Origin of the sequence: Burkholderia territorii, from assembly GCF_902833055.1 — a bacterium.
In the GTDB taxonomy this organism is placed as follows: domain Bacteria; phylum Pseudomonadota; class Gammaproteobacteria; order Burkholderiales; family Burkholderiaceae; genus Burkholderia; species Burkholderia territorii.
In genome coordinates, this window is sequence record NZ_CADFEJ010000002.1 from 449,972 (window position 1) to 471,606 (window position 21,635).

The window sequence follows — 21,635 nt, forward strand, 5'->3', positions numbered from 1 at the left end:
GGCCGAACGGCCGGGCAGGCCGTGCGTCGTTGCGAGGCAGGGTAAACGAACGGCACGGACTTTGCAGCGACGTGCCGTTCGTCGCGAGCGAGCATTGAATCTCATCCGTATCGCGACGGCGTGACTTCGATCAACGTCGCTGCATCGACGTCGCGAAACCCGGGTGCCGAACCAGAACCCGTCATCGACAGCGATTGCGGCGCCCATTCGGCGGACCGGCGCGCGAACGCGCATGCCGATCCGCCGCCATCGGCCGTCGGCCGTCGGGCACGCTTCGCCGGCCAATCGAACGATCGATTCAAACGCCGCGCGCGTCACCGCGGCACCGGCGTGATTTCGATCACGCGTTCCGGCCGGCGTCCATGACCGGGCCAGTACGCGCTGCCGTACATCCGGTGAACCGGGCCATACGGCGCGTCGCTCGCATGAGACGGCACGTCGAATCCCTTCTCGACCATCATGTAGCCGGCCCGCAGCGCCAGCGCCGGATGATTGCCGCCGGGCCGGCTGTCGAAGCCGGCGAAGCCGTCGCCGGCCTCGGGCATCGCGTTGACGAGCGATGCGTTGCTGCGCGTGATCTGATCAGGGGAGAATGCGCCGCCGCTCGCGAGACGCGCGGCCTCGCGATTCTTGCCGTCGGTGTCGACGGTGCTGTCGTGCGTGTCGTCGTTGTCGAGTTCGATGCTGCGCGGATGCGCGGCGTGCGCGTGGGCTGACGTTTTCATCGCGACTCTCCTCGCGGCGAAGCGCTCCGGATCCAAGCAAATCCCGTTCCGGGCACGACGGGAAAACGGCGCGCGATCGATCGCCGCGGTCGCGTTGCGCGCGCTGATTTGTCATGATTTATTTCAGCTAGAACACCCGTTTTCTACAGAGTATGATTCTTTTCCTGCGAAGCGGCGACAGGGGATGCGGTCTTGCCGCCTCCGCTCGCACCGGGGCGTCGCAGCACCCTCAAGACGGGTAGTGAACAACAAATCAAGGGACTAGAGGTGGCGGACTCATGCAAGCGACTACTGCCTTCACGCACCGCGGCTATCTGTTGAATTGCGCGCCCGCGCGCGCCAGCGACGGTTCGTTCAAACCCTACGTCGTGATCTCCCGATCGAGCGACGGGGAACTCGTCGCGAACCGCTTTTTTCCGACCGAGCTCCAGTTCAACGACGAAGGCGACGCGATCGCGCACGCGCGCGACTGGGCCGTGCGCTGGATCGACGCGAGCAGCATCACGATCTGACGCCGTCGCGCGGTGGCGGCATCGGCCGTCCGGCCGATCCTCCGTCGTGCCGCTGCCGGACGAAAACGCGGTAATCTTGCGGAACCCGTCACTTTATTTGCGGCCGTGCGATCGAACGCGGCCGCCCGCATTGGCATATGTCGACATCACCCGCCCGTCAGTGGGGCCTCGAAGAAATCGTTGCCGGCTTGCGCGAATCGCGCGAGGAACTTCATCGCACGCGTCATCCGCGCGGCATTCGCGAGCTGCCGTCGCGCGACGCGATCTGCAAGATCGTCACCGGCCTGCGCGCGTCGATGTTCCCGACGCATTACGGCGCGCCGGACCTGACCGACGAAAGCGTCGACTACTACGTCGGCCACACGCTCGAAAGCACGCTGCGGATCCTGTCCGAACAGATTCGCCGCGCGCTGCCGTTCCTGCCCGAGCATGCGGATACGCCGTTCGCCGAGCTCGACGAACGCGCGTTCGAGATCGCGCGCGAGTTCGGCCGGCAGTTGCCGGCGGTTCGCGCGCTGCTGGTCAGCGACATCCAGGCCGCATACGCGGGCGATCCGGCCGCGCAGCACATCACCGAGATCCTGCTGTGCTACCCCGGCGTGCTCGCGATGATGCACCATCGGCTCGCGCATGCATTGCACCGGCTCGGCGTGCCGCTGCTCGCGCGTTTCATCAATGAAATCGCGCACTCGGCCACCGGCATCGACATTCACCCGGGCGCGCAGATCGGCCCGAGCTTCTTCATCGACCACGGCACCGGTGTCGTGATCGGCGAAACCGCGATCATCGGCGAGCGCGTGCGCGTGTACCAGGCCGTCACGCTCGGTGCGAAGAGCTTCCCGTCCGATGGCGACGGCGCGCTGGTCAAGGGCAATGCGCGGCACCCGATCGTCGAGGACGACGTGGTCATCTACGCGGGCGCGACGATCCTCGGCCGCGTGACGATCGGGCGCGGTTCGGTGATCGGCGGGAACGTGTGGCTCACGCACAGCGTGCCGCCCGGCACGAGCGTCGCGCAAGGCAAGATCCGCGAAGGCGGCAGCGCCGAGAAGCCATAACGGGGAGCGCGAACGGCGCATCCGTCGTTCGCGCAGCGCGGGTGAAAGCATGCGTCGATGCCCGCGCATCCATGTGCGACGGCGCACACGGATGCCGTGCAACATGCGTTGGTCAGTGCTTGCCGGCTGGCGAACGATGCTTGTACAGCACGTCCTGGTCGACCCGGATCAGGTTCTGCCCCGCGTCGACGACGAAATCCACGCCGTTGTACGCGCTGCCGGTCAGCAACAGGATCGCGCCTGCGACGTCGTCGGGCCCGGCGATGCGCGCGAGCGGCGTCGATGCGCGGCTCGCGTGTTCGAAGTCGGCCTGCGTCTGGTCGTCGCTCGGCAGCATCAGCCCGGGGAACACCGCGTTCACGCGCAGCACCGGCGACGACGACAGCGCGAGCATCTGCGTGAGGTTGCCGAGCGCGGCCTTCGCGACCGTGTAGCTGAAATGATCGCGGTGGAAGTTTTCCTTGATCTTCTGGTCGACCACGTTGACGACGACACCCTGCGTGCCAGCCGCGCGCGCCCGTTCGTAGAATGCGCGCGTGAGCAGGATCGGCGCGCGGCAGTTGACGGCCCATGCCTGGTCGAACGCCGCGAGATCGAAGCTCGGGAAATGGTCCTGCCAGAACACCGACGCGTTGTTGACCAGCACGTCGAGGCGGCCAAAGCGCGCATACACCTGGTCGACCAGCGCGGTGATCTGCCCGGCATCCGACAGGTCGGCCTGCAACGCGACCGAATCGTGCCCGCGTTCGGCGATCGCGCGGGCCGCCGCCTGCGCGGCATCGGCGGAGCGGTCGTAATGGACGGCGGTGCGATATCCGTGCGCGGCGAAATACTCGGCGAACGCGCGCCCGGCCCGGCGCGCGGCGCCGGTCACGAGCACGACCGGCGCGTTAGCCGCTTGCTTCGTGGACTGCATTACGTATTCGTCAGGTTGACTGAAGAAGGATTCGCGACGATCGACAGGAATTCGCGTCGCGTCGACGGATCGGTGCGGAACGTGCCGAGCATGCGCGACGTGACCATCTCGACGCCCGGCTTGTGCACGCCGCGCGTCGAGATGCACTGATGCGCGGCTTCGAGAATCACGCCGACGCCCTTCGGCTGCAGCACGTCGAACAGCGTGTCGGCGATCTGCACCGTCATCTTTTCCTGGATCTGCAGGCGCTTCGCGAACGCGTCGACGAGGCGTGCGAGCTTCGAGATGCCGACGACGCGATGATTCGGCAGATACGCGACGTGCGCGCGACCGATGATCGGCACCATGTGATGCTCGCAATAGCTCTCGAAGCGGATGTCCTTCAGCACGATCATTTCGTCGTAGCCGTCGACTTCGCTGAACGTGCGCGCGAGGATGTCGCGCGGCTCCAGCGCATAGCCGGCGAAGAACTCTTCATATGCGCGCACGACGCGCGCGGGCGTGTCGAGCAGCCCTTCGCGGGCCGGATCGTCGCCGGCCCAGCGCAGCAGCACGCGAACGGCCTCCTCGGCTTCTTCCCGGCTCGGCCGGGATGCGGCCGGCTCGGGCCGCGCGGATTTTTTACCCATCTGGTCGCTCCATCGAATGCGGCCGCCAGCGGCGGCGCGGATATTCGGGCATTGTTTCATGCTTTCGCGCGTCGTGCGTGCGGCCTGCCGCACACCGCGCGTCACTTCGGCCATTCGTCCTGCTCGTCGTTGAACAGCGACGCGACGACGCCGCGCAGCCACGCGGTGCGCGGGTCGTTGTGGAACTTGCGATGCCAGTGCTGCTTCAGGTCGAAGCGCGGCAGCGGCAACGGCGGCTCGACCGGCACGATGAACGCATGCTCGGCCGCATACGCATAGCCGATCGCGTGCGGCACGGTCGCGATCAGGTCGGTGCGGCTCAGGATGAACGGCAGGCTCATGAAGTGCGGCGTCTCGAGCACCGCACGGCGCTGCATGCGTTGCTTCGCGAGGTATTTCTCGAGCACTTCCTGGCTGCGGCCCTCGGCGCGCACCACCGCATGTCCGCACGCGAGGAACTGCTCGGCCGTGAACGGACGTGCCTGTTCGAGCGGATGGCCGCGCCGCATCAGGCAGACGAAGCGGTGCGTGAACAGACGCTGCTGGAAGAAGTTGTTGCCGTCGAGATCGGGGAAGTAGCCGACCGCGAGATCGATCGACCCGGCTTCGAGGCCGCGGCCGACTTCATCGTGCGAGAGCGAGACCGAGCGCAGGTTCGCATGCGGCGCGTGCGTCGCGAATGCCTGCAGCAGCTTCGGCAGGAACACGATCTCGCCGACGTCCGACAGCGCGATCGAAAACGTGTGCGTGCTCGCCGCCGGATCGAAGTCGTGCGGCGCGACGAGGCCGCGCTCGATCTGCGCGAGCGCGTCGCGCGCGGCCGGCAGCAGCGCGAGCGCGCGCGGCGTCGGCTCCATTCCGCGCGACGTGCGCACGAACAACGGATCGCCGAAATACTCGCGCAGGCGGCCGAGCGCGGTGCTCACGCGCGGCTGGCTCACGCCGAGCAGGTCGCCGGCGCGGCTGACGTTGCGCGTGTCGTCGAGCGCGACGAGGTAGGGAATCAGGTTCAGGTCGAGCGCTTCCATGGCCGGGCCAGTATCTCCAAAACGTATACAACATATCTCCTGAATCGCGTTGCCGCATAGTCGGGAAAGCGCTCAAATGTGTTCCATTACTCGAACCAATGTTCAGGAGACGAACAATGCGCACCCAGGTCGCCATCATCGGCGCCGGTCCGTCCGGCCTTTTGCTTTCCCATCTGCTGCGCCTGCAAGGCGTCGATTCCATCCTCGTCGAAGCGCGTTCGCGCGAATACTGCGAGAACCGCATCCGCGCCGGCGTGCTCGAGCAGGGCACCGTCGACACGCTGAACGAAGCGGGCCTCGGCGAGCGGATGCGTCGCGAAGGGCTCGAACATCACGGCATCGAGCTGCTGTTCTCCGGCCAGCGCCACCGCATCGACCTGAGCGCGCTCACCGGCGGGCGCGCGATCACCGTCTATAGCCAGCATGAAGTCGTGCGCGACCTGATCGCGGCCGGCGTCGAGCACGGTCACGCGATGCACTTCGAAGTGAGCGATGTCGCGCTGCACGATATCGAAAGCGAGCACCCGTTCGTCACGTTCAAGCACGCGGACGGCCGCGCCGATCGCATCGATTGCGACTACATCGCCGGCTGCGACGGCTTCCACGGCATCGCGCGGCAGACGATTCCCGCCGAGCGCCTGAACACGTTCGAGCGCGTCTACCCGTTCGCATGGCTTGGCATCCTCGCCGATGCGGCGCCGTCGCTGGACGAGCTCGTCTACGCGCATCACGACAACGGCTTCGCGCTGTTCTCGATGCGCTCGCCGACGGTCACGCGCCTCTACCTGCAGTGCAAGCCCGACGAAGACTTGGCCGAATGGTCCGACGCGCGGATCTGGGACGAACTGCACACGCGCTTCTCGAACGACACGGGCTGGACGCCGACCGAGGGCCGGATCACGCAGAAGAGCGTGACGCCGATGCGCAGCTTCGTGTCGGAGACGATGCAGCACGGCCGGCTGTTCCTCGCGGGCGACGCCGCGCACATCGTGCCGCCGACCGGCGCGAAGGGCATGAACCTCGCGGTGGCCGACGTCCGCGCGCTGTCACGCGCGCTCGGCGCGCGCTATCGCCACGGCGACGCGACGCCGCTCGAGCGCTACTCGGCGACCTGTCTCGAACGCGTGTGGCGCGCCGAGCATTTCTCGTACTTCATGACGAACATGCTGCATTCGTCGCCGGAGGACTCGCCGTTCGTCAATCGCCTGAAGTTTGCCGAGCTCAAGTACGTGACCCGCTCGCGGGCCGCCGCGCAGTCGCTCGCCGAAAACTACGTCGGGCTGCCGTTCGACGACCAGACGCCCCCCGAAGGATCCCGCCTTGACAACGCGCTGTGCGCGACTCTATGATCGGCCATCGTTCGCTAATCGAATCAAGGTTCGAATAGCGAACGATGGCCGAAGGTCGACGACGGCCTTCGACGCGGCACGCGACACGCGCGTGCCCCCTCGACAGGCCGCGCATCGTGCCGCGGGTTCGTATCAGGAAGAGACATGGTCAACAAGATTTTCGAATCGCTTCAATCGGCGGTCGCGGACGTCCACGACGGCGCGACCATCATGATCGGCGGTTTCGGCACGGCGGGCATGCCGTCCGAGCTGATCGACGCGCTGATCGAGCAGGGCGCGCGCGGCCTGACGATCGTCAACAACAACGCGGGCAACGGCGAGACGGGTCTTGCGGCGCTGCTCAAGGCGAAGCGGGTGCGCAAGATCATCTGCTCGTTCCCGCGCCAGAGCGACTCGCAGGTGTTCGACGCGCTGTACCGCGCGGGCGAGATCGAACTGGAGCTCGTCCCGCAGGGCAACCTCGCGGAGCGGATCCGCGCGGCGGGCGCCGGCATCGGCGGCTTCTTCACGCCGACCGGCTTCGGCACGAAGCTCGCGGAAGGCAAGGAGACGCGCGTGATCGACGGCAAGTCGTACGTGTTCGAGACGCCGATCCACGCCGATTTCGCGCTGGTGAAGGCGTACAAGGGCGATCGCTGGGGCAATCTCGTGTATCGGAAGACCGCGCGCAACTTCGGGCCGATCATGGCCAGCGCCGCGAAGGTCGCGATCGTGCAGGTGTCGGAAGTCGTGCCGCTCGGCGGGCTGAACCCGGAACACATCGTGACGCCGGGCATTTTCGTGCAGCGCGTCGTCGAGGTGCCGCAGGCCGCGCATGCGGCCGAGCTGGCCGCCGAACGTGCATCGCAAGCCGCCTGAACGCCCGAACTTTGTCCGAGACCGGAGACCCGAAATGAAACGACTGACCCGCGATGAGATGGCCAAGCGCGTCGCGCAAGACATCCCCGAAGGCGCGTACGTGAACCTCGGCATCGGCGTGCCGACGCTGGTGGCGAACCACCTCGACCCGAGCAAGGAAATCTTCCTGCACAGCGAGAACGGCCTGCTCGGCATGGGCCCGGCGCCCGCGCCCGGCGAGGAAGACGACGAGCTGATCAACGCCGGCAAGCAGCACGTGACGCTGCTCACCGGCGGCGCGTATTTCCATCACTCGGATTCGTTCGCGATGATGCGCGGCGGCCACCTCGACTACTGCGTGCTCGGCGCGTTCCAGGTGTCGGCGAACGGCGACCTCGCGAACTGGCATACGGGCGCGCCCGACGCGATTCCGGCCGTCGGCGGCGCGATGGACCTCGCGATCGGCGCGAAGCAGGTATTCGTGATGATGGAGCACCTGACGAAGCAGGGCGAGAGCAAGATCGTCGCGCAGTGCTCGTATCCGGTCACCGGCGTGCAGTGCGTGAGCCGCATCTACACCGATCTCGCGGTGCTCGACGTGACGGCGGACGGCCTCGCGGTGAGCGAGATCTTCACCGACCTGTCGTTCGACGAACTACAGAAGCTGACCGGCGTGCCGCTGATCGACGCGACGCGCAAGGCAGCGGCCTGAACGGCAAGCGGGCCGGCGGGCGCGATGGAGCGCACGCCGGCGCGCTTGGGTAGACAATAGGCGCACGCCGTTTCCCCAATCTGATGCCATGCTCGAAGACAGCGCCCGCCTGACCTCCCTCATCTGCGGCACCGAGCCGCTCAACCGGATCTGGTCGCCGCGCGCGACGATCCAGCGGATGCTCGACGTCGAAGCCGCGCTCGCGCGTGCGCTCGCCGCGCGGCAGGTGATTCCCGCCGCCGCGGTCGCGCCGATCGAACGCGCGTGCGACGCCGCCCGCCTCGACGCCGATGCGCTCGCGCGCGGCGCGGCGCTCGGCGGCAATCTCGCGATTCCGCTCGTCAAGCAGCTCACCGCCCAGGTGAAGGCCGACGATCCCGAGGCCGCGAAGTTCGTGCACTGGGGCGCGACGAGCCAGGACATCATCGATACCGCGACCGTGCTGCAGCTGCGCGACACGCTCGACGTGCTCGAGCCGCTGCTCGATGAAGCGTGCACGTCGCTCGCGGCGCTCGCGCGCACGCATCGCGCGACGCCGATGATCGGCCGCACGTGGCTGCAGCAGGCGCTGCCGATCACCCTCGGCCTGAAATTCGCGCAGTGGCTCGATGCGCTGCTGCGCCATCGCGCGCGCTTCGCCGAGTTGCGCGAGCGCGCGCTGGTGCTGCAGTTTGGCGGCGCCGCCGGCACGCTGGCGAGCCTGCGCGAGCAGGCGGCCGGCGTGAGCGCGGCGCTCGCGGCCGACCTGAAGCTCGCGTTGCCGGCCGTGCCGTGGCATACGCAGCGCGACCGCATCGCGGAAGCCGCGTCGTGCTTCGGCATGCTGACGGGCACGCTCGGCAAGATCGCGCGCGACGTGTCGCTGCAGATGCAGACCGAAGTCGGCGAGCTCGGCGAACCGGCGGCCGCCGGCAAGGGCGGCTCGTCGACGATGCCGCACAAGCGCAACCCCGTCGGCTGCGCGGCTGTGCTGACCGCCGCGGTGCGCGCGCCGAACCTCGTCGCGACCGTGTTGGCCGGGATGGTCCAGGAGCATGAGCGCGCGCTCGGCGGCTGGCAGGCCGAATGGGATGCGCTGCCCGACGTCGCGCGCCTGACGGGCGGCGCGCTCGCGCAGATCGCGCAGATCGTCGCGGGCCTCGACGTGAACACCGAGCGCCTCGCCGCGAACCTCGACCTGACGCACGGGCTGATCCTCGGGGAAGCCGTGATGCTCGCGCTCGGCGACCGGATCGGACGCCTCGATGCGCATCATGTCGTCGAGCAGGCGTCGAAGGAAGCCGTGCGCACCGGCGCGACGCTGTTCGACGTGCTCGCCGCCGATGCGACCGTCTCCGCCCACCTGTCGCGCGACGCGCTCGCGCGGCTGCTCGATCCCGCACATTATGTCGGCGAGGCGCAGGCCTACGTCGACGCCGTGCTCGCGCTGCACGCGGGCACGACACAACCAGGAGAACACTGATGCCTTTCGCCACTGTCAACGGCGTGAAACTGCATTACAGGATCGACCGTGCCGCGCGCGACGATGCGCCGTGGCTCGTCTTCTCGAACTCGCTCGGCGCCGACCTGCAGATGTGGGCGCCGCAGATTCGCCCGCTCGCGCAGCATTTCAACATTCTGCGCTACGACACGCGCGGCCACGGCCATTCCGAAGCGCCGGCCGGCTCGTACACGATCGACCAGCTCGCGGGCGACGTGATCGGCCTGCTCGATCACGTCGGCATCGATCGCGCGTATTTCTGCGGGATTTCGATGGGCGGCCTGACCGGTGCCGCGCTTGCCGCGCGCTACCCGTCGCGCATCGTGCGCGCCGTGCTGTCGAACACCGCCGCGAAGATCGGCTCGCCGGAAGTATGGGCGCCGCGTGCGCAGAAGGCGCGTGCGGAAGGGATGGCCGCGCTGGCCGACGCCGTGCTGCCGCGCTGGTTCACCGACGCATTCGTCGATCGCGAGCCGCGTTTGTTCGATGCGATCCGCGACACCTTCGTGCATACCGACAAGGACGGTTACGCGGCGAACTGCGACGCGCTGAACGCGGCCGACCTGCGCGAGGAAGTGAAGGGCATCGCGCTGCCGGTGCTCGTCGTGACCGGTGAGAAGGACATGTCGACGCCGCCCGACCAGGGCCGTGCGCTGGCCGCCGCGATTCCCGGCGCGCGTCACGTCGAATTCGACGCCGCGCACATTTCGAACATCGAGTGCACCGACGGTTTCAACCGCGCGCTGCTCGACTTCCTGACCGCATGAGGCACCGACGATGGACGACCAGCAACGTTACGAAGCGGGGATGAAGGTGCGTCGCGCGGTGCTCGGCGACGCGCACGTCGACCGTTCGATCCAGAACCGCACCGAAGTGACCGACGAATTCCAGAACCTGATCACGCGCTATGCATGGGGCGAGATCTGGACGCGCGACGGCCTGCCGCGCCACACGCGCAGCCTGCTGACCATCGCGATGATGGTCGCGCTGAACCGCGGCGAGGAACTCGCGCTGCATCTGCGCGCTGCGCGCAACAACGGCGTGACGCGCGACGAGATCAAGGAAGTGCTGCTGCAGACCGCGATCTATTGCGGCGTGCCGGCTGCGAACTCCGCATTCCATCTCGCGGACAAGATCTTCAAGGAACAGGACGCGGCCGCCTAGGTGCGGCTGAACAACACGGCCGGCTCGCGCCGGACGTGATCCGATCGCGACGCCTGCCGCTGCCGGCGGGTGTCGGGAACGCATGACGCGCCGGCGGCGAATCGGCGCGCAAACAAGGAAAAGGCGCGGCCATCGGGCCGCGTTGTTTACATAGGAGACTCGCGATGAATCGCGCACCCGTGGTCGATGTCCAGACCTTCATCAACGAGCAGCCGTTCGGCGGCTTCCAGTGGCTCGTATTCCTGATGTGTTTCGTAATCGTGCTGCTCGACGGCTTCGATACGGCCGCGATCGGCTTCATCGCGCCGTCGCTGCTCGGCGAATGGAACCTCACCAAACCCGATCTCGCACCCGTGCTGAGCGCCGCGCTGTTCGGCCTTGCGTGCGGCGCGCTCGTGTCGGGCCCGCTGTCCGATCGCCTCGGGCGCCGTTCGCTGCTGCTCGGCTCGGTGTTCCTGTTCGGTATCGCATGTTTCGTTTCCGCATTCTCGACGACCATCGGGCATCTGACGGTGCTGCGCTTCGTCACCGGCGTCGGCCTCGGCGCGGCGATGCCGAACGCGGTCACGATGATGGGCGAGTTCTGCCCGGACAAGCGCCGCGCGACCGTAATCAACCTGATGTTCTGCGGCTTCCCGCTGGGTGCGGCGTTCGGCGGCTTTCTGGCCGCGTGGATGATCCCGCATTTCGGCTGGCGCAGCGTGCTGATGCTCGGCGGTGTGACGCCGCTGCTGCTCGGCGTGCTGTTGCTGCTGAAGATGCCGGAATCGGTGCGTTTCATGGTCGCGCAAGGCCAGAGCGTCGACCGGATCCGCGCGACGCTGTCGCGGATCTCGCGCGATGCGCTGAACGCCGGCTCGTTCGCGATGACCGAATCCGCGCCGCACACGGGCAGCAAGGGGATCGGCGTCGTGCTGTCGCGCTCGTACGTCGTCGGCTCCGTGATGCTGTGGCTCGCGTACTTCATGGGTCTCGTGATCTTCTACGCGTCGATCAACTGGATGCCGATCCTGCTGAAGGACGCGGGCCTCACGCCGAAGAGCGCGACGCTGATTTCCGCGCTGTTTCCGCTCGGCGGCGTCGGCGCGGTGCTGTGCGGCGTGCTGATGGACCGCTTCAACGCGAACCGCGTGATCGCCGTGTGCTATGCGCTGACCGCGATCAGCGTGTATGCGATCGGCCAGGCGGCCGGGAACGTCGGGTTGCTCGTGCTGATCGTGTTCATCGCGGGCGTGCTGATGAACACCGCGCAATCGTCGATGCCGGCGCTTGCCGCCGCGTTCTATCCGACCGAAGGGCGCGGCACGGGCGTGGCGTGGATGCTCGGTGTCGGCCGCTTCGGCGGGATCGCCGGGTCGTTCCTCGTTGCCGAACTGACGCGCCGGCACTTCTCGTTCGCGGGCGTGTTCGCGACGATCGCCGTCGCGGGCCTGCTTGCGTGCGTTGCGTTGCTGATCAAGCAGATGGCGCGGCCGCACGGCGTTGCGCAACCGGGCGGCAAGATCGAGTCGCTCGGGCATTGAGCGGATCGGGCCGGGGCGATGCGCCGGCCTTCTGCGTGTTGCGAACGGTCGTGAGCCGGGCGATACGCAACAACAGACCGGGCCGCGTCAGCGGCCCGTTCACTTTACGACCATCGCGCCGCTACTCCTCCGCGTCGTGTTCCTTGACGAAGTTGCGCAGATACGCGCGCAGCGCCGCCTCCTGAGCGCGGTGATCGGCAAGGTTCGCGGCGCCGAGCGCCTCCTCGTCGCCGAACAGCGTGGGCGGCGCGCAGTACGTGCCCACTTCGACGTTTTCCCGCAGCACGCGGATGTCGTGCGTGAGCGGGCGGTACTCGGCTATCCAGTGCATGCCCTCGATGTGCTCGCCGGCTTTCAGCATTGGCTTCATCGGCAATCTCCAAGCAGAGCAGCGGCGCGGCCGGCGAAGCGGCTGCACGCGCCCGTACCAAAAGGGTACGCCTGCATGGCGCGAAGCTCAACGGGTGCGCTTGTGAGCGCTTACTGCGGGAGCAGATGCACGACGAGCGGGTACAGCGACAGGATCAGCAGCACGGCCATCGTCACGTTGAAGATGCGCAGCGCGCGGCGGTTCGACAGGAAGCGGCGCAGGCCCTGGCCGCACGCGGCCCACAGGCTGATGCACGGAAAGCCGATCAGGATGAAGACGACGGCCATCCACGCGGCATTCATCCCGTAGTCGGCGGACAGACGGATGGTCGTGGCGGCGGTCAGCACCATCATCCATGCCTTCGGGTTGACCCACTGGAACGCGGCGGCTTCGAGGAACGTCATCGGCCGCGGCTTGGCGCCTTGCGCCTTCACTTCACCCGACGTGCCGATGCGCCATGCGAGGTACAGCAGATACGCGACGCTCGCGACTTCGAGGATCGTATACAGGACCGGCACGCGCCGGAACGCCTCGCCGAGACCGAAGCCGACGCACAGCATCAGGACCGCGACGCCGATGCTGATGCCGAACAGATGCGGCATCGTGCGGCGAAAACCGAAATTGACGCCGGAAGCGAGCAGCATCGTGTTGTTCGGGCCGGGCGTGATCGACGTGACGAGCGCGAACAGCATGCCGGCGGGCAATGCGCTGAGGGTGAGGAAGTCCATCGCGGATTCTCCATTCATGTTTGAGACTGGGATGGAGCCAGTGTAGCGACGGTTTTCTGTACAGTACCGGTACAGTTTGCTGGGTGGGTGCCGGTACGGGAGGGGCAGATCGGGGCGCAATCGTGAACAAGACCTGTTGTCTCTCAGAAAAGATGTCCGCAATTTCAATATGTTGTCTTTGAATAATTGGCTGCGTTCCACGTACGAGGAATGTGACCCATATCGGCCGGCAGAAAATGATCGGAGAATATTTGGCAATGCTGATTTATGACGCAATCTTTGATCGGTGGTGTCAGATCAGACTTGTCGCATCAGATGCGCTCATTGCCATTCCATGCGTGGCGCTCGTTCACACAAAGGTATCGTCGATCACGACCGTCAAGCAGTGTCCGGCAGCGATCCGTCACCTGTTCGACTGAATCCTCACCGGCCAGGTTGTGCCGTACAATCCGGTCGCGCTAGTGGCCCGAGCCACACCACAAAGCAGGGCAAGATGCCGGTGCTCGACACGACCGAACCGGGGCAACTGCTCGACAGTATCGATGTGAGGACGCCGATCGGGCATCGCGACCGCCATCGGCACTCGGCGGGGTAAGGTCATCAGTGCGCCTGCAGCACTAGGGAACCAAGGCTTCAAGACTGGGACTCGGAATGCGTTCTGATCCGGCTTGCAAGATAATTGACCATGTGCTGCGCGGCCGGCTGTAACGTATCGAAGTTTTTAAAGCACACAACGAATCGGCGCTGTGCCCAAGCATCGGTGAGCGGAATAACTTTAATTCCAAGTACATGTCTATAGGTCTCAGCGACCTCCACCGGCACGACGCTGATTCCTAGCCCCGCTGCAACAACACGGAACGCTGCATCGAAGCTCGACACGATCACACGGTAAGACACGGTTTTGCCGGCCTTGGCAGCGGCACGCTGCAGCATCGTGTGGACCGCTGTCGATGGCAGCAAGCCGACGTGCTCATACTCAAGCGTCTCAACAAAGCGCAACGACACCTCGTCCGCAAGCGGATGATCCCGATGGACTGCGAGCGCGAGCCGGTCGTGACGGTACGGTCGATGTTGAAGCCCTTGCAGGTCGACGTTATCCCAGCATACGCCGACACTCGCCGCGCCCTGGCGTAGTTGCCGCACGAGATCGGACGACAGCCGTTCTTCGACGTCGACCCTGATGTTCCGATAGTCGGGCTCACGCATGAACGAAGCGATGTCGTCGAGCAGTGCCTCCGCAATCGCCGAGGCCGATGCACAGATGCTCACCCGGCCCTCTAGGCCTCCCGCGAACGCGGCGACGTCACTGGCGATGCGCTCCATTGTGAAGAGCACATTGCGCGCGTGTTCGAGTAGTGCAATGCCCGCGGCGGTCGGCTCCACGCCACGCCGGGATCGCGAAAGCACTGGCACGCCCAAGTCGCTTTCCAGCTGCGCGATGCGCTTGCTGATCGCAGACGGCTCGATGTGTGCCTCTGCTGCGGCGCGAGCGATGTTGCGGTGATCGCATACCGCGACGAGCAGTCGCAGCGTCTTTACGTCGATATCGCGCATAGCCGGCTCCGTACGTTGACGTTCCGAATCGGAAGCACTGAGCTTCCAAAATACCGCTTTAAGGTTCGGATGGAATGGCTAAAGTTATCACATCGCCGATGGCTTAATGGTCGGCAAAAATAAACGGAGACAGAACCATGTCGTCATTCCCCGCAAACGTCGTCATCCGCGAAGTCGGTCTCCGCGACGGCTTGCAGAGCATCTCGAGCATTCTTCCTACCGAACGAAAGCTTGAGTGGATCCGCGATGCATACGCCGCCGGCCAGCGCGAAATCGAGGTGGGCTCTTACGTTCCTGCGCGACTTTTGCCTCAGCTCGCAGATACTGCCGAGCTTGTCGCCTACGCGAAGACACTCCCGGGCCTGGCAGTTTCGGTGCTCGTGCCAAACGTTAAAGGAGCCGAGCGCGCCATCGAAACGCGCGCCGACCTGCTGCTTGTGCCGCTCTCAGCCAGCCACGAGCACAGCCTCGCTAACCTGCGCAAGACACCAGATGAAGTCGTTGCGGAAGTGGCTCGCATCCGTGCGGCGCGCGATGCCGCCGGCTCAAGGACACTGATCGAAGGGGGCATCGGCACAGCGTTCGGCTGCGCCATTCAGGGCCGCGTCGAACAGAGCGAGGTGCTGCGCTGCATGCAAGCATTGCTCGATGCGGGCGCGGATCGCGTCAGCATCGCGGATACAGTCGGTTATGCCGGTCCCACGGCAGTGCGCAAACTCTTCGAGGAAGCAAGGAAGATCGCGGGCGGCCGCTTCTGGTGCGGGCATTTTCACGACACGCGAGGCCTCGCGCTCGCCAACGTCTTTGCGGCACTCGAGACCGGCGTCGCGCGCTTCGATGCGACGCTTGCCGGCATTGGGGGCTGTCCGCATGCGCCGGGCGCGAGCGGCAACGCGTCAAGCGAAGACCTCGCATTCATGCTTGCCGACATGGGCATCAAGACCGGTATCGACATCCCCGCCTTGCTAACGCTACGCGCGAAAGTGGCGCAATGGCTCGAAGGCGAAGACCTTCACGGTGCGTTGTGGCGTGCCGGATTACCCAAAACCTTTGCCGCTTCCGCTGCGCTCAGTGCCTGAGGTCATTATGAGTACCAATGCAAAACTCCCTCTCGACGGCATTCGCGTCATCGAATTCACGCACATGGTGATGGGGCCGACGTGCGGCATGATTCTCGCCGACTTGGGCGCCGAAGTCATCAAGGTGGAGCCACCCGGGGGCGACAAGACTCGTAAGCTGCCCGGCCTTGGCATCGGATTTTTCCGCTCGTTCAACCGCAACAAGAAAAGCGTCGTGCTTGACATCAACACGGCCGAGGGCAGGGAAACCGCTATCGAACTGATCGGCACCTGCGATGCGATGCTCGAAAACTTCCGTCCGGGACTGATGGCGAAACTCGGGCTCGATTACGACACGCTCTCAAAGCGGTATCCCGGCCTCATCTACGTGTCGCACAAGGGTTTTCTGCCCGGTCCGTACGAAAAACGCCTCGCGCTCGACGAGGTCGTACAGATGATGGGCGGCCTTTCATACATGACCGGACCGGCTGGCAGGCCGCTGCGCGCGGGCACGTCCGTCAATGACATCATGGGCGGCATGTTCGGCGCGATCGGCGTCCTCGCCGCGTTGCGCGAACGTGAAAAAACCGGGCGCGGCCAGGAAGTACAAAGTGCGCTCTTCGAGAACTGCGTATTCCTCTCCGGTCAACACATGCAGCAATACGCGATGACCGGGGAAGCGCCGCCGCCGATGCCCTCGCGCGTATCGGCGTGGAGTGTCTACGATGTCTTCACGCTCGCCGGTGGTGAGCAGCTTTTCATTGGCGCTGTCAGCGACAAGCAGTTCATCACGCTGTGCGACCTGATCGGTCGCCCGGACCTCCCGGCCGAGCCGCGCTTCGCGACGAACGCGCTGCGCGTCGCGATCCGACCAGAGCTGCTGGAAGTGCTCGGCGCAATTCTGAAGGAGCATCGCGTCGAGGAGCTTTCGCCAAAACTGGAAGCGGCCGGCATTCCGTACGCGCCGATTGTGCGTCCTGAGCAACTGCTCAATGACCCGCATCTGAAGGCAAGCGGTGGCCTGGTCCCGATGGAGACCGACGACGGCAGCGTGACCGAAGTCGTACTTTTGCCGCTGACGATGGGCGGGCGGCGTCCCGGGGTGCGACAGGCGCTGGCGCGCGTCGGCGAACATACGCAGGAAGTGCTTTCGCGCCTGAAGAGCCGGGTAGTCGCATGACGTCCCGCCGGGAACGAATTGAATCACGGAGCAAATGAAATGGCAGATCTCTTTGAGAACCCGATGGGCCTGATGGGATTCGAATTCGTGGAATTTGCGTCGCCGACCCCCAATACGCTGGAGCCGATCTTCGAAAAGCTCGGCTTCACGCTCGTCGCGCACCATCGCTCGAAGGATGTCGTGCTGTACCGGCAGGGCAGCATCAACTTTATTGTGAATCGGGAGCCGAAGAGCCCCGCCGCATACTTTGCGGCGGAGCATGGACCGTCCGCGTGTGGCCTCGCGTTTCGCGTGAAAGATGCGCATGCGGCGTATGCACGCGCCATCGAACTGGGCGCGCAACCGCTTGAGATGCCAACCGGTCCGATGGAATTGCGCTTGCCGGCGATTAAAGGCATTGGCGGGGCGCCTCTCTATCTGATCGATCGATTCGAAGACGGTAAGTCGATCTATGACATCGATTTCAAGTTTGTCGAAGGAGTGGATCGGCATCCCGAGGGCTTTGGGTTGAAGCTCATTGATCACTTGACGCACAACGTCTATCGCGGACGCATGGCGTTCTGGGCCGGGTTTTACGAGAAGCTATTCAACTTCCGCGAGATTCGATACTTCGATATCTCAGGCGAATACACCGGCCTCACCTCCAAAGCGATGACCGCGCCCGACGGCAAGATCCGCATTCCGCTGAACGAGGAATCCTCGAAGGGCGCGGGGCAGATCGAAGAGTTCCTGATGAAGTTCAACGGCGAAGGAATCCAGCACGTTGCCTTGCTCTCGGACGACCTGCCAGCAACCATCGACAAACTGGTGATGGCCGGAGTGCCGCTGATGACTGCGCCAAGCGACACCTACTACGAGATGCTTGAAGAACGCCTGCCGGGGCATGGGCAGCCGGTTTCGGAGTTGCGCACACGCGGCATTCTGCTCGATGGAAATACGAGCGGTGGCGATCCGCGGCTGTTGCTGCAGATTTTCTCCGATACGCTGCTCGGCCCTGTGTTCTTCGAATTTATTCAGCGCAAGGGCGATGACGGTTTCGGCGAAGGAAATTTCAAGGCGTTGTTTCAATCGATCGAGCGCGATCAAATCCGGAGAGGTGTTGTCGGCCAGCACTAATTCGCGCCAACCGATCATTGCTTTTTCTTAACGGCAGGGGCGCAAACATAAGCACGCCGCCGTAGGTGAAATCAGGAGACATGACATGCAGCAAACCATCACCGCAGGCAACTCCCCGCTCGTGGGATCGAACGTGCGGGTCGGCATCAGTCCAGGTGCTGAAATTTCCGCACGCATGGACCGTTTGCCGATTACGCGGCATCTCTGGATGCTCGTGTTTCTCATCTCGCTCGGCGGTTTTTTCGAAGTGTATGACCTGATCTTTACCGGCTACATTGCCCCGGGCATGGCGAAAAGCGGTCTACTGCAAACTACGACGCATTCGTTCTTCGGCCTGAACGGCATTGCCGGGTTCATCGCAGCGACGTTTGCCGGTCTGTTTATTGGAACCTTCGGCCTCGGCTGGATGCCTGACCGGTATGGGCGCCGCACAGTCTTCACGGTCTCGCTGCTGTGGTACTCGATCGGCTCCGCGATCATGGCTTTCCAGACGACGCCAGAAGGCGTCCTTCTGTGGCGCTTCATCACGGGCATCGGCGTGGGCATCGAGATCGTCACGATCGACACCTATGTCACCGAACTCGTCCCGCAACATATGCGCGGCCGCGCAATGGCATTCAATCAGACGGTCATGTTCGCTGCAGCGCCGGTCGCTGCAATCCTCTCGTACTGGCTGGTGCCCACGACCCTTTTCGGCATCGACGGGTGGCGGCTGGTGGTGCTTGCCGGATCGGTCGGCGCAGTGCTCGTGTGGATCATTCGCCGGCGCGTTCCGGAGAGCCCGCGCTGGCTAGCGACGCACGGCCACGTCGAGAAAGGCGAGCGAGTCGTATCGAAAATCGAAGAGATCGTCATGCGCGAAAGCGGAAAGCCGCTGCCGCCCCCGCTGCCAGTGATCGAGCAGCCGGTGCATCGCCGGGCATCGTTTGCCGAACTGCTGCAGCCTCCGTATCGCTCGCGCTTCATCATGCTCATCGTCTTCAACTTCTGCCAGGCAATCGGCTATTACGGTTTTAACAACTGGGTACCGACACTTCTGATAGGCCAGGGAATTACCGTTACGAAGAGCTTGCTGTATTCGTTCATCATTGCATTTGCAATGCCGGCTGGACCAATGCTCGCAATGCTCTATGCGGACAAAATCCAGCGCAAATCGCTGATTGTGGGCGGAGCACTCGCAGTAGTCGTTTGCGGACTCGCGTTCGGGAAAATGAACGAAGTCGTCCCGCTCATCGTTCTGGGCGTGTTGATCAGTCTCGCCGGACAGACGATCTCTGTGGCCTTCCACGCGTACCAGGCGGAGCTTTTTCCAACAGCGATCCGTTGCCGAGCGAGCGGAATCGTGTATTCGATCAGCCGTGTTGGCGCGATGTTCTCGGGGTTCATTATCGCCTTTCTGTTACGAAACTTCGGGGTCGTCGGAGTGTTCACCGGCATCACCGGTTGCATGCTGGTGGTTGCGTTGGCAATCGGCCTATTCGGACCACGGACCAATGGCGTTCGACTCGAAGAGCTGAATAGGTGACTCGAAAAAGGCGCCTTCCGCAGGTTTTCGTCTCATGGTTTGAACCTGGTTAATATTGGAGACAGTCGTGTCACAGTCACGTTCGCAGCCGTCTGGCCCCTCGAGGACCGTGCGCTTCAATGGCCGTATTTTGTTCCTGTCGCAGAGAGCGGATGTAGTCGAGCGACAATTGAGCGGCGAGGACGTCATGCTCCAGGATGCGGTGCCGCTTCGCACCGACATTTCCACCGACGAGATCACGCCCGCCTACATTTGTTATTACTACGACGAAAACCTTGGCGAGTATCCGTACCTCGGCCTGGACTGCGCGGGGCGTCGTCCAGTCAAGCAAGGTAGCGTGAAGGCGGGCGGTTTTGCGGTCACAGTAGCAGGCCGCCGCTATGGGAAGGGGTCGTCGAGAGAGGCCAGCCCATTCGCTGAGTGGTGCGCGGGTATTCGACTGGTGATCGCGGAGAGCTTCGAGCGAATTTATCGGCAGAACTGCCACAACCTGGGCATCTTCACATCAACCGACTTCGGCTTGATCGACCGTATCCGTCGAGGCGAGGCAATTCCGATTGAGGAATTCACGCGTGGAGAAGATGCGCTCACCAGCGAGTTGATTCGAAGAGGGGGCCTTTTCCGGCTGACGGAAGCAAGGCGCGGCGGCTGGAAGCCTATGTCACCGCCCGCAGACCCTCACCCTATGACATACGCCGAAAAAATCATCGCTAGAGCAAGCGGCTGTGTAAGCGTCACCCCCGGTCAGAGCGTCTTCGCGAAAACCGACTGGCGCTACGCGCATGAATATGTGTCGCCGATGGCGATCAGTTTTCTGCACCGGGAATACGGTAACAAGATCGATCTTCATGACCCGAAGGGCATCGTTTGCTTTTCCGATCATTTGACGTTCATTCACCGCAGTATGCCCGCCGAACGTCGTGCGCTCGGGTTGCTCGACGTGGCGCAGTCAATGGGACGGGTACAGCAGCAATTTTGCGAGGAGTACGGGCTGCGTCACCATGGACTACTGAGCGATCGGGAAGGCTCCGAAGGTATCAGCCATTCGATCATGGCGGAGCGTTATGTGGAACCCGCGCAACTCGCCGTTGGCACGGACTCTCATACCCCGCATTGTGGGGCGCTAGGCGCACTCGCATTCGGGATTGGGGCCACCGAAATGGCTAACGCATGGCTGACCGGCGACGTGCGGGTGAAGGTGCCCGCTACATGTCGCGTAAACCTCAATGGGCGACTGCCGTCTGGAGTGGAAGCGAAGGACATCGTGCTGCATTTGCTGCGGCTTCCCTATGTGCGTGAGGGTAGAGCGATTGGACAGCTCTTCGAATACGGCGGTGAAGCCCTCGCATCTTTGTCCACTGATGAACGAGCGACGCTGACCAATATGGTCGCAGAGATTGGCGGCTTTAGCGGAATCATTGTTCCCGACGAGGAAACGCAGCGGTTCCTCCGTGAGCGCCGAGGTATCGAGTTCGATATCGAGTCATGGATGCGCAGCGACGATGATGCAGATGTGGCACATTCGATCGACATCGACTGCTCGCAACTCGAGCCCATGGTGGCGCGCCCTGGGGATCCCGGTCAAGGCATCGGCCTATCCGAGCTTACCGACTCGGTGCCGGTTGACATCGCGTATATCGGATCCTGTACGGGCGGCAAACGCGAAGACTTGTTGCGCTGCTATGAGGTGCTGGAATGGGCGTTGGAGCACGACCTAAAGGCGGCCGAGAGGACTCGCTTTTTTGTGCAGTTTGGTAGTCAAGACGTGCGAGACTACTGTGCGCGTGAAGGTATGCTGGAAGTCTTCGCGCGCGCAGGAGTTGAGCTCATTGAGCCCGGATGCGGTGCATGTGTTAACGCCGGACCAGGAGTATCAGAAAGTCCTGACCAGGTAACGGTCAGCGCAATTAACCGTAACTTTCCCGGTCGCTCCGGCCCTGGCAAGGTGTGGCTTGCCAGTCCATCCACTGTCGCGGCGAGCGCTGTGGCTGGCCGCCTTGTAAGTTTCGCAGACTTGCGAGCATCGACTAACGGACCGTAAAGGGCAGTGAAGTGCGACGGTCTAGTCGCCTTTTGCGGATGAACGGCCGGAAGGAGCCCGGTTGTTCAACTTCTTTCTCGTCGTAATCGGCAATCTCCAAGCTGGAGCAGGAGATCCCGAGGTGAGAATC

General features: G+C 64.1%; 21 protein-coding genes. 14 read left to right on the forward strand and 7 right to left on the reverse strand.

Annotation, left to right across the window (positions count from 1 at the left end):
• Positions 1–314 precede the first annotated feature (314 nt).
• Positions 315–725, reverse strand: coding sequence for a DUF3005 domain-containing protein (locus HW466_RS06580; protein ID WP_060348905.1), 411 nt, complete (start codon positions 723–725; stop codon positions 315–317).
• Between the two features lie 278 nt (positions 726–1,003).
• Between HW466_RS06580 and HW466_RS06585 the strand changes: the two genes are divergently transcribed.
• Both HW466_RS06585 and epsC read left to right on the forward strand, forming a co-directional pair.
• On the forward strand, positions 1,004–1,237 hold the full coding sequence (locus tag HW466_RS06585) for a hypothetical protein (RefSeq protein WP_011659947.1): 234 nt from the start codon (positions 1,004–1,006) through the stop codon (positions 1,235–1,237).
• Between the two features lie 137 nt (positions 1,238–1,374).
• Positions 1,375–2,295 carry a serine O-acetyltransferase EpsC gene (gene epsC / locus HW466_RS06590; protein WP_059447457.1) on the forward strand — a complete coding sequence of 307 codons (921 nt, stop codon included), beginning with the start codon at positions 1,375–1,377 and terminating at the stop codon, positions 2,293–2,295.
• Positions 2,296–2,407: 112 nt separating this feature from the next.
• On the opposite strand, the gene HW466_RS06595 is transcribed toward epsC, so the two are convergent.
• The 3 genes from HW466_RS06595 to HW466_RS06605 all read right to left on the reverse strand — a co-directional run bounded on the left by HW466_RS06595 (position 2,408) and on the right by HW466_RS06605 (position 4,868).
• Positions 2,408–3,211, reverse strand: coding sequence for an SDR family oxidoreductase (locus HW466_RS06595; RefSeq protein ID WP_059447458.1), 804 nt, complete (start codon positions 3,209–3,211; stop codon positions 2,408–2,410).
• Complete coding sequence (folE, locus tag HW466_RS06600) at positions 3,211–3,840, reverse strand: GTP cyclohydrolase I FolE (protein WP_059447632.1); 630 nt, start codon at positions 3,838–3,840, stop codon at positions 3,211–3,213. Before folE ends, HW466_RS06595 begins: the two co-directional genes overlap by 1 nt.
• Positions 3,841–3,941: 101 nt before the next feature.
• On the reverse strand, positions 3,942–4,868 hold the full coding sequence (locus HW466_RS06605; protein ID WP_059507987.1) for a LysR family transcriptional regulator: 927 nt from the start codon (positions 4,866–4,868) through the stop codon (positions 3,942–3,944).
• A gap of 116 nt (positions 4,869–4,984) precedes the next feature.
• Here HW466_RS06605 and pobA point away from each other — a divergent pair, with 116 nt between their 5' ends.
• The 7 genes from pobA (at position 4,985) to HW466_RS06640 (ending at position 11,933) form a co-directional block, all read left to right on the forward strand.
• Positions 4,985–6,217: a 4-hydroxybenzoate 3-monooxygenase gene (gene pobA / locus HW466_RS06610; RefSeq protein WP_059447460.1), complete on the forward strand. Its 1,233-nt coding sequence runs from the start codon at positions 4,985–4,987 to the stop codon at positions 6,215–6,217.
• 144 nt (positions 6,218–6,361) lie between these two features.
• Positions 6,362–7,075, forward strand: a complete 714-nt coding sequence (locus HW466_RS06615) for a 3-oxoacid CoA-transferase subunit A (RefSeq protein WP_014900666.1) — start codon at positions 6,362–6,364, stop codon at positions 7,073–7,075.
• A gap of 34 nt (positions 7,076–7,109) precedes the next feature.
• Positions 7,110–7,766, forward strand: coding sequence for a CoA transferase subunit B (locus HW466_RS06620; protein ID WP_012365076.1), 657 nt, complete (start codon positions 7,110–7,112; stop codon positions 7,764–7,766).
• An 88-nt stretch (positions 7,767–7,854) separates the two neighbouring features.
• The gene (locus tag HW466_RS06625) at positions 7,855–9,228 is read left to right on the forward strand and encodes a 3-carboxy-cis,cis-muconate cycloisomerase (protein ID WP_174905746.1); all 1,374 of its coding nucleotides are present in this window, start codon (positions 7,855–7,857) and stop codon (positions 9,226–9,228) included.
• The gene (gene pcaD, locus HW466_RS06630; protein WP_059507990.1) at positions 9,228–10,013 is read left to right on the forward strand and encodes a 3-oxoadipate enol-lactonase; all 786 of its coding nucleotides are present in this window, start codon (positions 9,228–9,230) and stop codon (positions 10,011–10,013) included. The genes HW466_RS06625 and pcaD overlap by 1 nt, the downstream gene beginning before the upstream one ends.
• A 10-nt stretch (positions 10,014–10,023) precedes the next feature.
• Positions 10,024–10,410: a 4-carboxymuconolactone decarboxylase gene (pcaC, locus tag HW466_RS06635; protein WP_059447463.1), complete on the forward strand. Its 387-nt coding sequence runs from the start codon at positions 10,024–10,026 to the stop codon at positions 10,408–10,410.
• Positions 10,411–10,574: 164 nt separating this feature from the next.
• The gene (locus tag HW466_RS06640; RefSeq protein ID WP_059507991.1) at positions 10,575–11,933 is read left to right on the forward strand and encodes an MFS transporter; all 1,359 of its coding nucleotides are present in this window, start codon (positions 10,575–10,577) and stop codon (positions 11,931–11,933) included.
• 121 nt (positions 11,934–12,054) lie between these two features.
• Here HW466_RS06640 and HW466_RS06645 read toward each other — a convergent pair whose 3' ends face one another.
• The 3 genes from HW466_RS06645 to HW466_RS06655 form a co-directional block, all read right to left on the reverse strand.
• A complete protein-coding gene (locus HW466_RS06645; RefSeq protein WP_059507992.1) occupies positions 12,055–12,303 on the reverse strand; it encodes a hypothetical protein in 249 nt (82 codons plus the stop codon).
• Positions 12,304–12,413: 110 nt separating this feature from the next.
• Entirely contained in the window at positions 12,414–13,031 is a 618-nt protein-coding gene (locus tag HW466_RS06650; protein ID WP_059536307.1) for a LysE family translocator, read from the reverse strand.
• Positions 13,032–13,664: 633 nt separating this feature from the next.
• Entirely contained in the window at positions 13,665–14,585 is a 921-nt protein-coding gene (locus HW466_RS06655) for a LysR family transcriptional regulator (protein WP_151003747.1), read from the reverse strand.
• 137 nt (positions 14,586–14,722) lie between these two features.
• Here HW466_RS06655 and HW466_RS06660 point away from each other — a divergent pair, with 137 nt between their 5' ends.
• The 5 genes from HW466_RS06660 to HW466_RS06680 all read left to right on the forward strand — a co-directional run bounded on the left by HW466_RS06660 (position 14,723) and on the right by HW466_RS06680 (position 21,505).
• Positions 14,723–15,664, forward strand: a complete 942-nt coding sequence (locus tag HW466_RS06660; RefSeq protein ID WP_151003745.1) for a hydroxymethylglutaryl-CoA lyase — start codon at positions 14,723–14,725, stop codon at positions 15,662–15,664.
• A gap of 7 nt (positions 15,665–15,671) precedes the next feature.
• Positions 15,672–16,823: a CaiB/BaiF CoA transferase family protein gene (locus HW466_RS06665; RefSeq protein WP_151003743.1), complete on the forward strand. Its 1,152-nt coding sequence runs from the start codon at positions 15,672–15,674 to the stop codon at positions 16,821–16,823.
• A 39-nt stretch (positions 16,824–16,862) separates the two neighbouring features.
• Positions 16,863–17,939: a 4-hydroxyphenylpyruvate dioxygenase gene (gene hppD, locus HW466_RS06670; protein ID WP_151003741.1), complete on the forward strand. Its 1,077-nt coding sequence runs from the start codon at positions 16,863–16,865 to the stop codon at positions 17,937–17,939.
• A gap of 85 nt (positions 17,940–18,024) precedes the next feature.
• Entirely contained in the window at positions 18,025–19,464 is a 1,440-nt protein-coding gene (locus HW466_RS06675) for an MFS transporter (RefSeq protein WP_151003739.1), read from the forward strand.
• Positions 19,465–19,573: 109 nt separating this feature from the next.
• Positions 19,574–21,505, forward strand: a complete 1,932-nt coding sequence (locus HW466_RS06680; protein ID WP_244138218.1) for an aconitase family protein — start codon at positions 19,574–19,576, stop codon at positions 21,503–21,505.
• Positions 21,506–21,635: the final 130 nt, after the last annotated feature.

Excerpts from the sequence above, each read along its gene's own strand:
- HW466_RS06640 (WP_059507991.1), top strand. The coding sequence starts at position 10,575 with ATGAATCGCGCACCCGTGGTCGATGTCCAGACCTTCATCAACGAGCAG.
- HW466_RS06615 (WP_014900666.1), top strand. The coding sequence starts at position 6,362 with ATGGTCAACAAGATTTTCGAATCGCTTCAATCGGCGGTCGCGGACGTC.
- HW466_RS06585 (WP_011659947.1), top strand. The coding sequence starts at position 1,004 with ATGCAAGCGACTACTGCCTTCACGCACCGCGGCTATCTGTTGAATTGC.
- HW466_RS06595 (WP_059447458.1), bottom strand. The coding sequence starts at position 3,211 with ATGCAGTCCACGAAGCAAGCGGCTAACGCGCCGGTCGTGCTCGTGACC.
- HW466_RS06580 (WP_060348905.1), bottom strand. The coding sequence starts at position 725 with ATGAAAACGTCAGCCCACGCGCACGCCGCGCATCCGCGCAGCATCGAA.
- HW466_RS06605 (WP_059507987.1), bottom strand. The coding sequence starts at position 4,868 with ATGGAAGCGCTCGACCTGAACCTGATTCCCTACCTCGTCGCGCTCGAC.
- pobA (WP_059447460.1), top strand. The coding sequence starts at position 4,985 with ATGCGCACCCAGGTCGCCATCATCGGCGCCGGTCCGTCCGGCCTTTTG.
- HW466_RS06625 (WP_174905746.1), top strand. The coding sequence starts at position 7,855 with ATGCTCGAAGACAGCGCCCGCCTGACCTCCCTCATCTGCGGCACCGAG.
- pcaD (WP_059507990.1), top strand. The coding sequence starts at position 9,228 with ATGCCTTTCGCCACTGTCAACGGCGTGAAACTGCATTACAGGATCGAC.
- HW466_RS06660 (WP_151003745.1), top strand. The coding sequence starts at position 14,723 with ATGTCGTCATTCCCCGCAAACGTCGTCATCCGCGAAGTCGGTCTCCGC.
- HW466_RS06645 (WP_059507992.1), bottom strand. The coding sequence starts at position 12,303 with ATGAAGCCAATGCTGAAAGCCGGCGAGCACATCGAGGGCATGCACTGG.
- HW466_RS06650 (WP_059536307.1), bottom strand. The coding sequence starts at position 13,031 with ATGGACTTCCTCACCCTCAGCGCATTGCCCGCCGGCATGCTGTTCGCG.
- pcaC (WP_059447463.1), top strand. The coding sequence starts at position 10,024 with ATGGACGACCAGCAACGTTACGAAGCGGGGATGAAGGTGCGTCGCGCG.
- HW466_RS06655 (WP_151003747.1), bottom strand. The coding sequence starts at position 14,585 with ATGCGCGATATCGACGTAAAGACGCTGCGACTGCTCGTCGCGGTATGC.
- epsC (WP_059447457.1), top strand. The coding sequence starts at position 1,375 with ATGTCGACATCACCCGCCCGTCAGTGGGGCCTCGAAGAAATCGTTGCC.
- HW466_RS06620 (WP_012365076.1), top strand. The coding sequence starts at position 7,110 with ATGAAACGACTGACCCGCGATGAGATGGCCAAGCGCGTCGCGCAAGAC.
- HW466_RS06675 (WP_151003739.1), top strand. The coding sequence starts at position 18,025 with ATGCAGCAAACCATCACCGCAGGCAACTCCCCGCTCGTGGGATCGAAC.
- hppD (WP_151003741.1), top strand. The coding sequence starts at position 16,863 with ATGGCAGATCTCTTTGAGAACCCGATGGGCCTGATGGGATTCGAATTC.
- HW466_RS06665 (WP_151003743.1), top strand. The coding sequence starts at position 15,672 with ATGAGTACCAATGCAAAACTCCCTCTCGACGGCATTCGCGTCATCGAA.
- folE (WP_059447632.1), bottom strand. The coding sequence starts at position 3,840 with ATGGGTAAAAAATCCGCGCGGCCCGAGCCGGCCGCATCCCGGCCGAGC.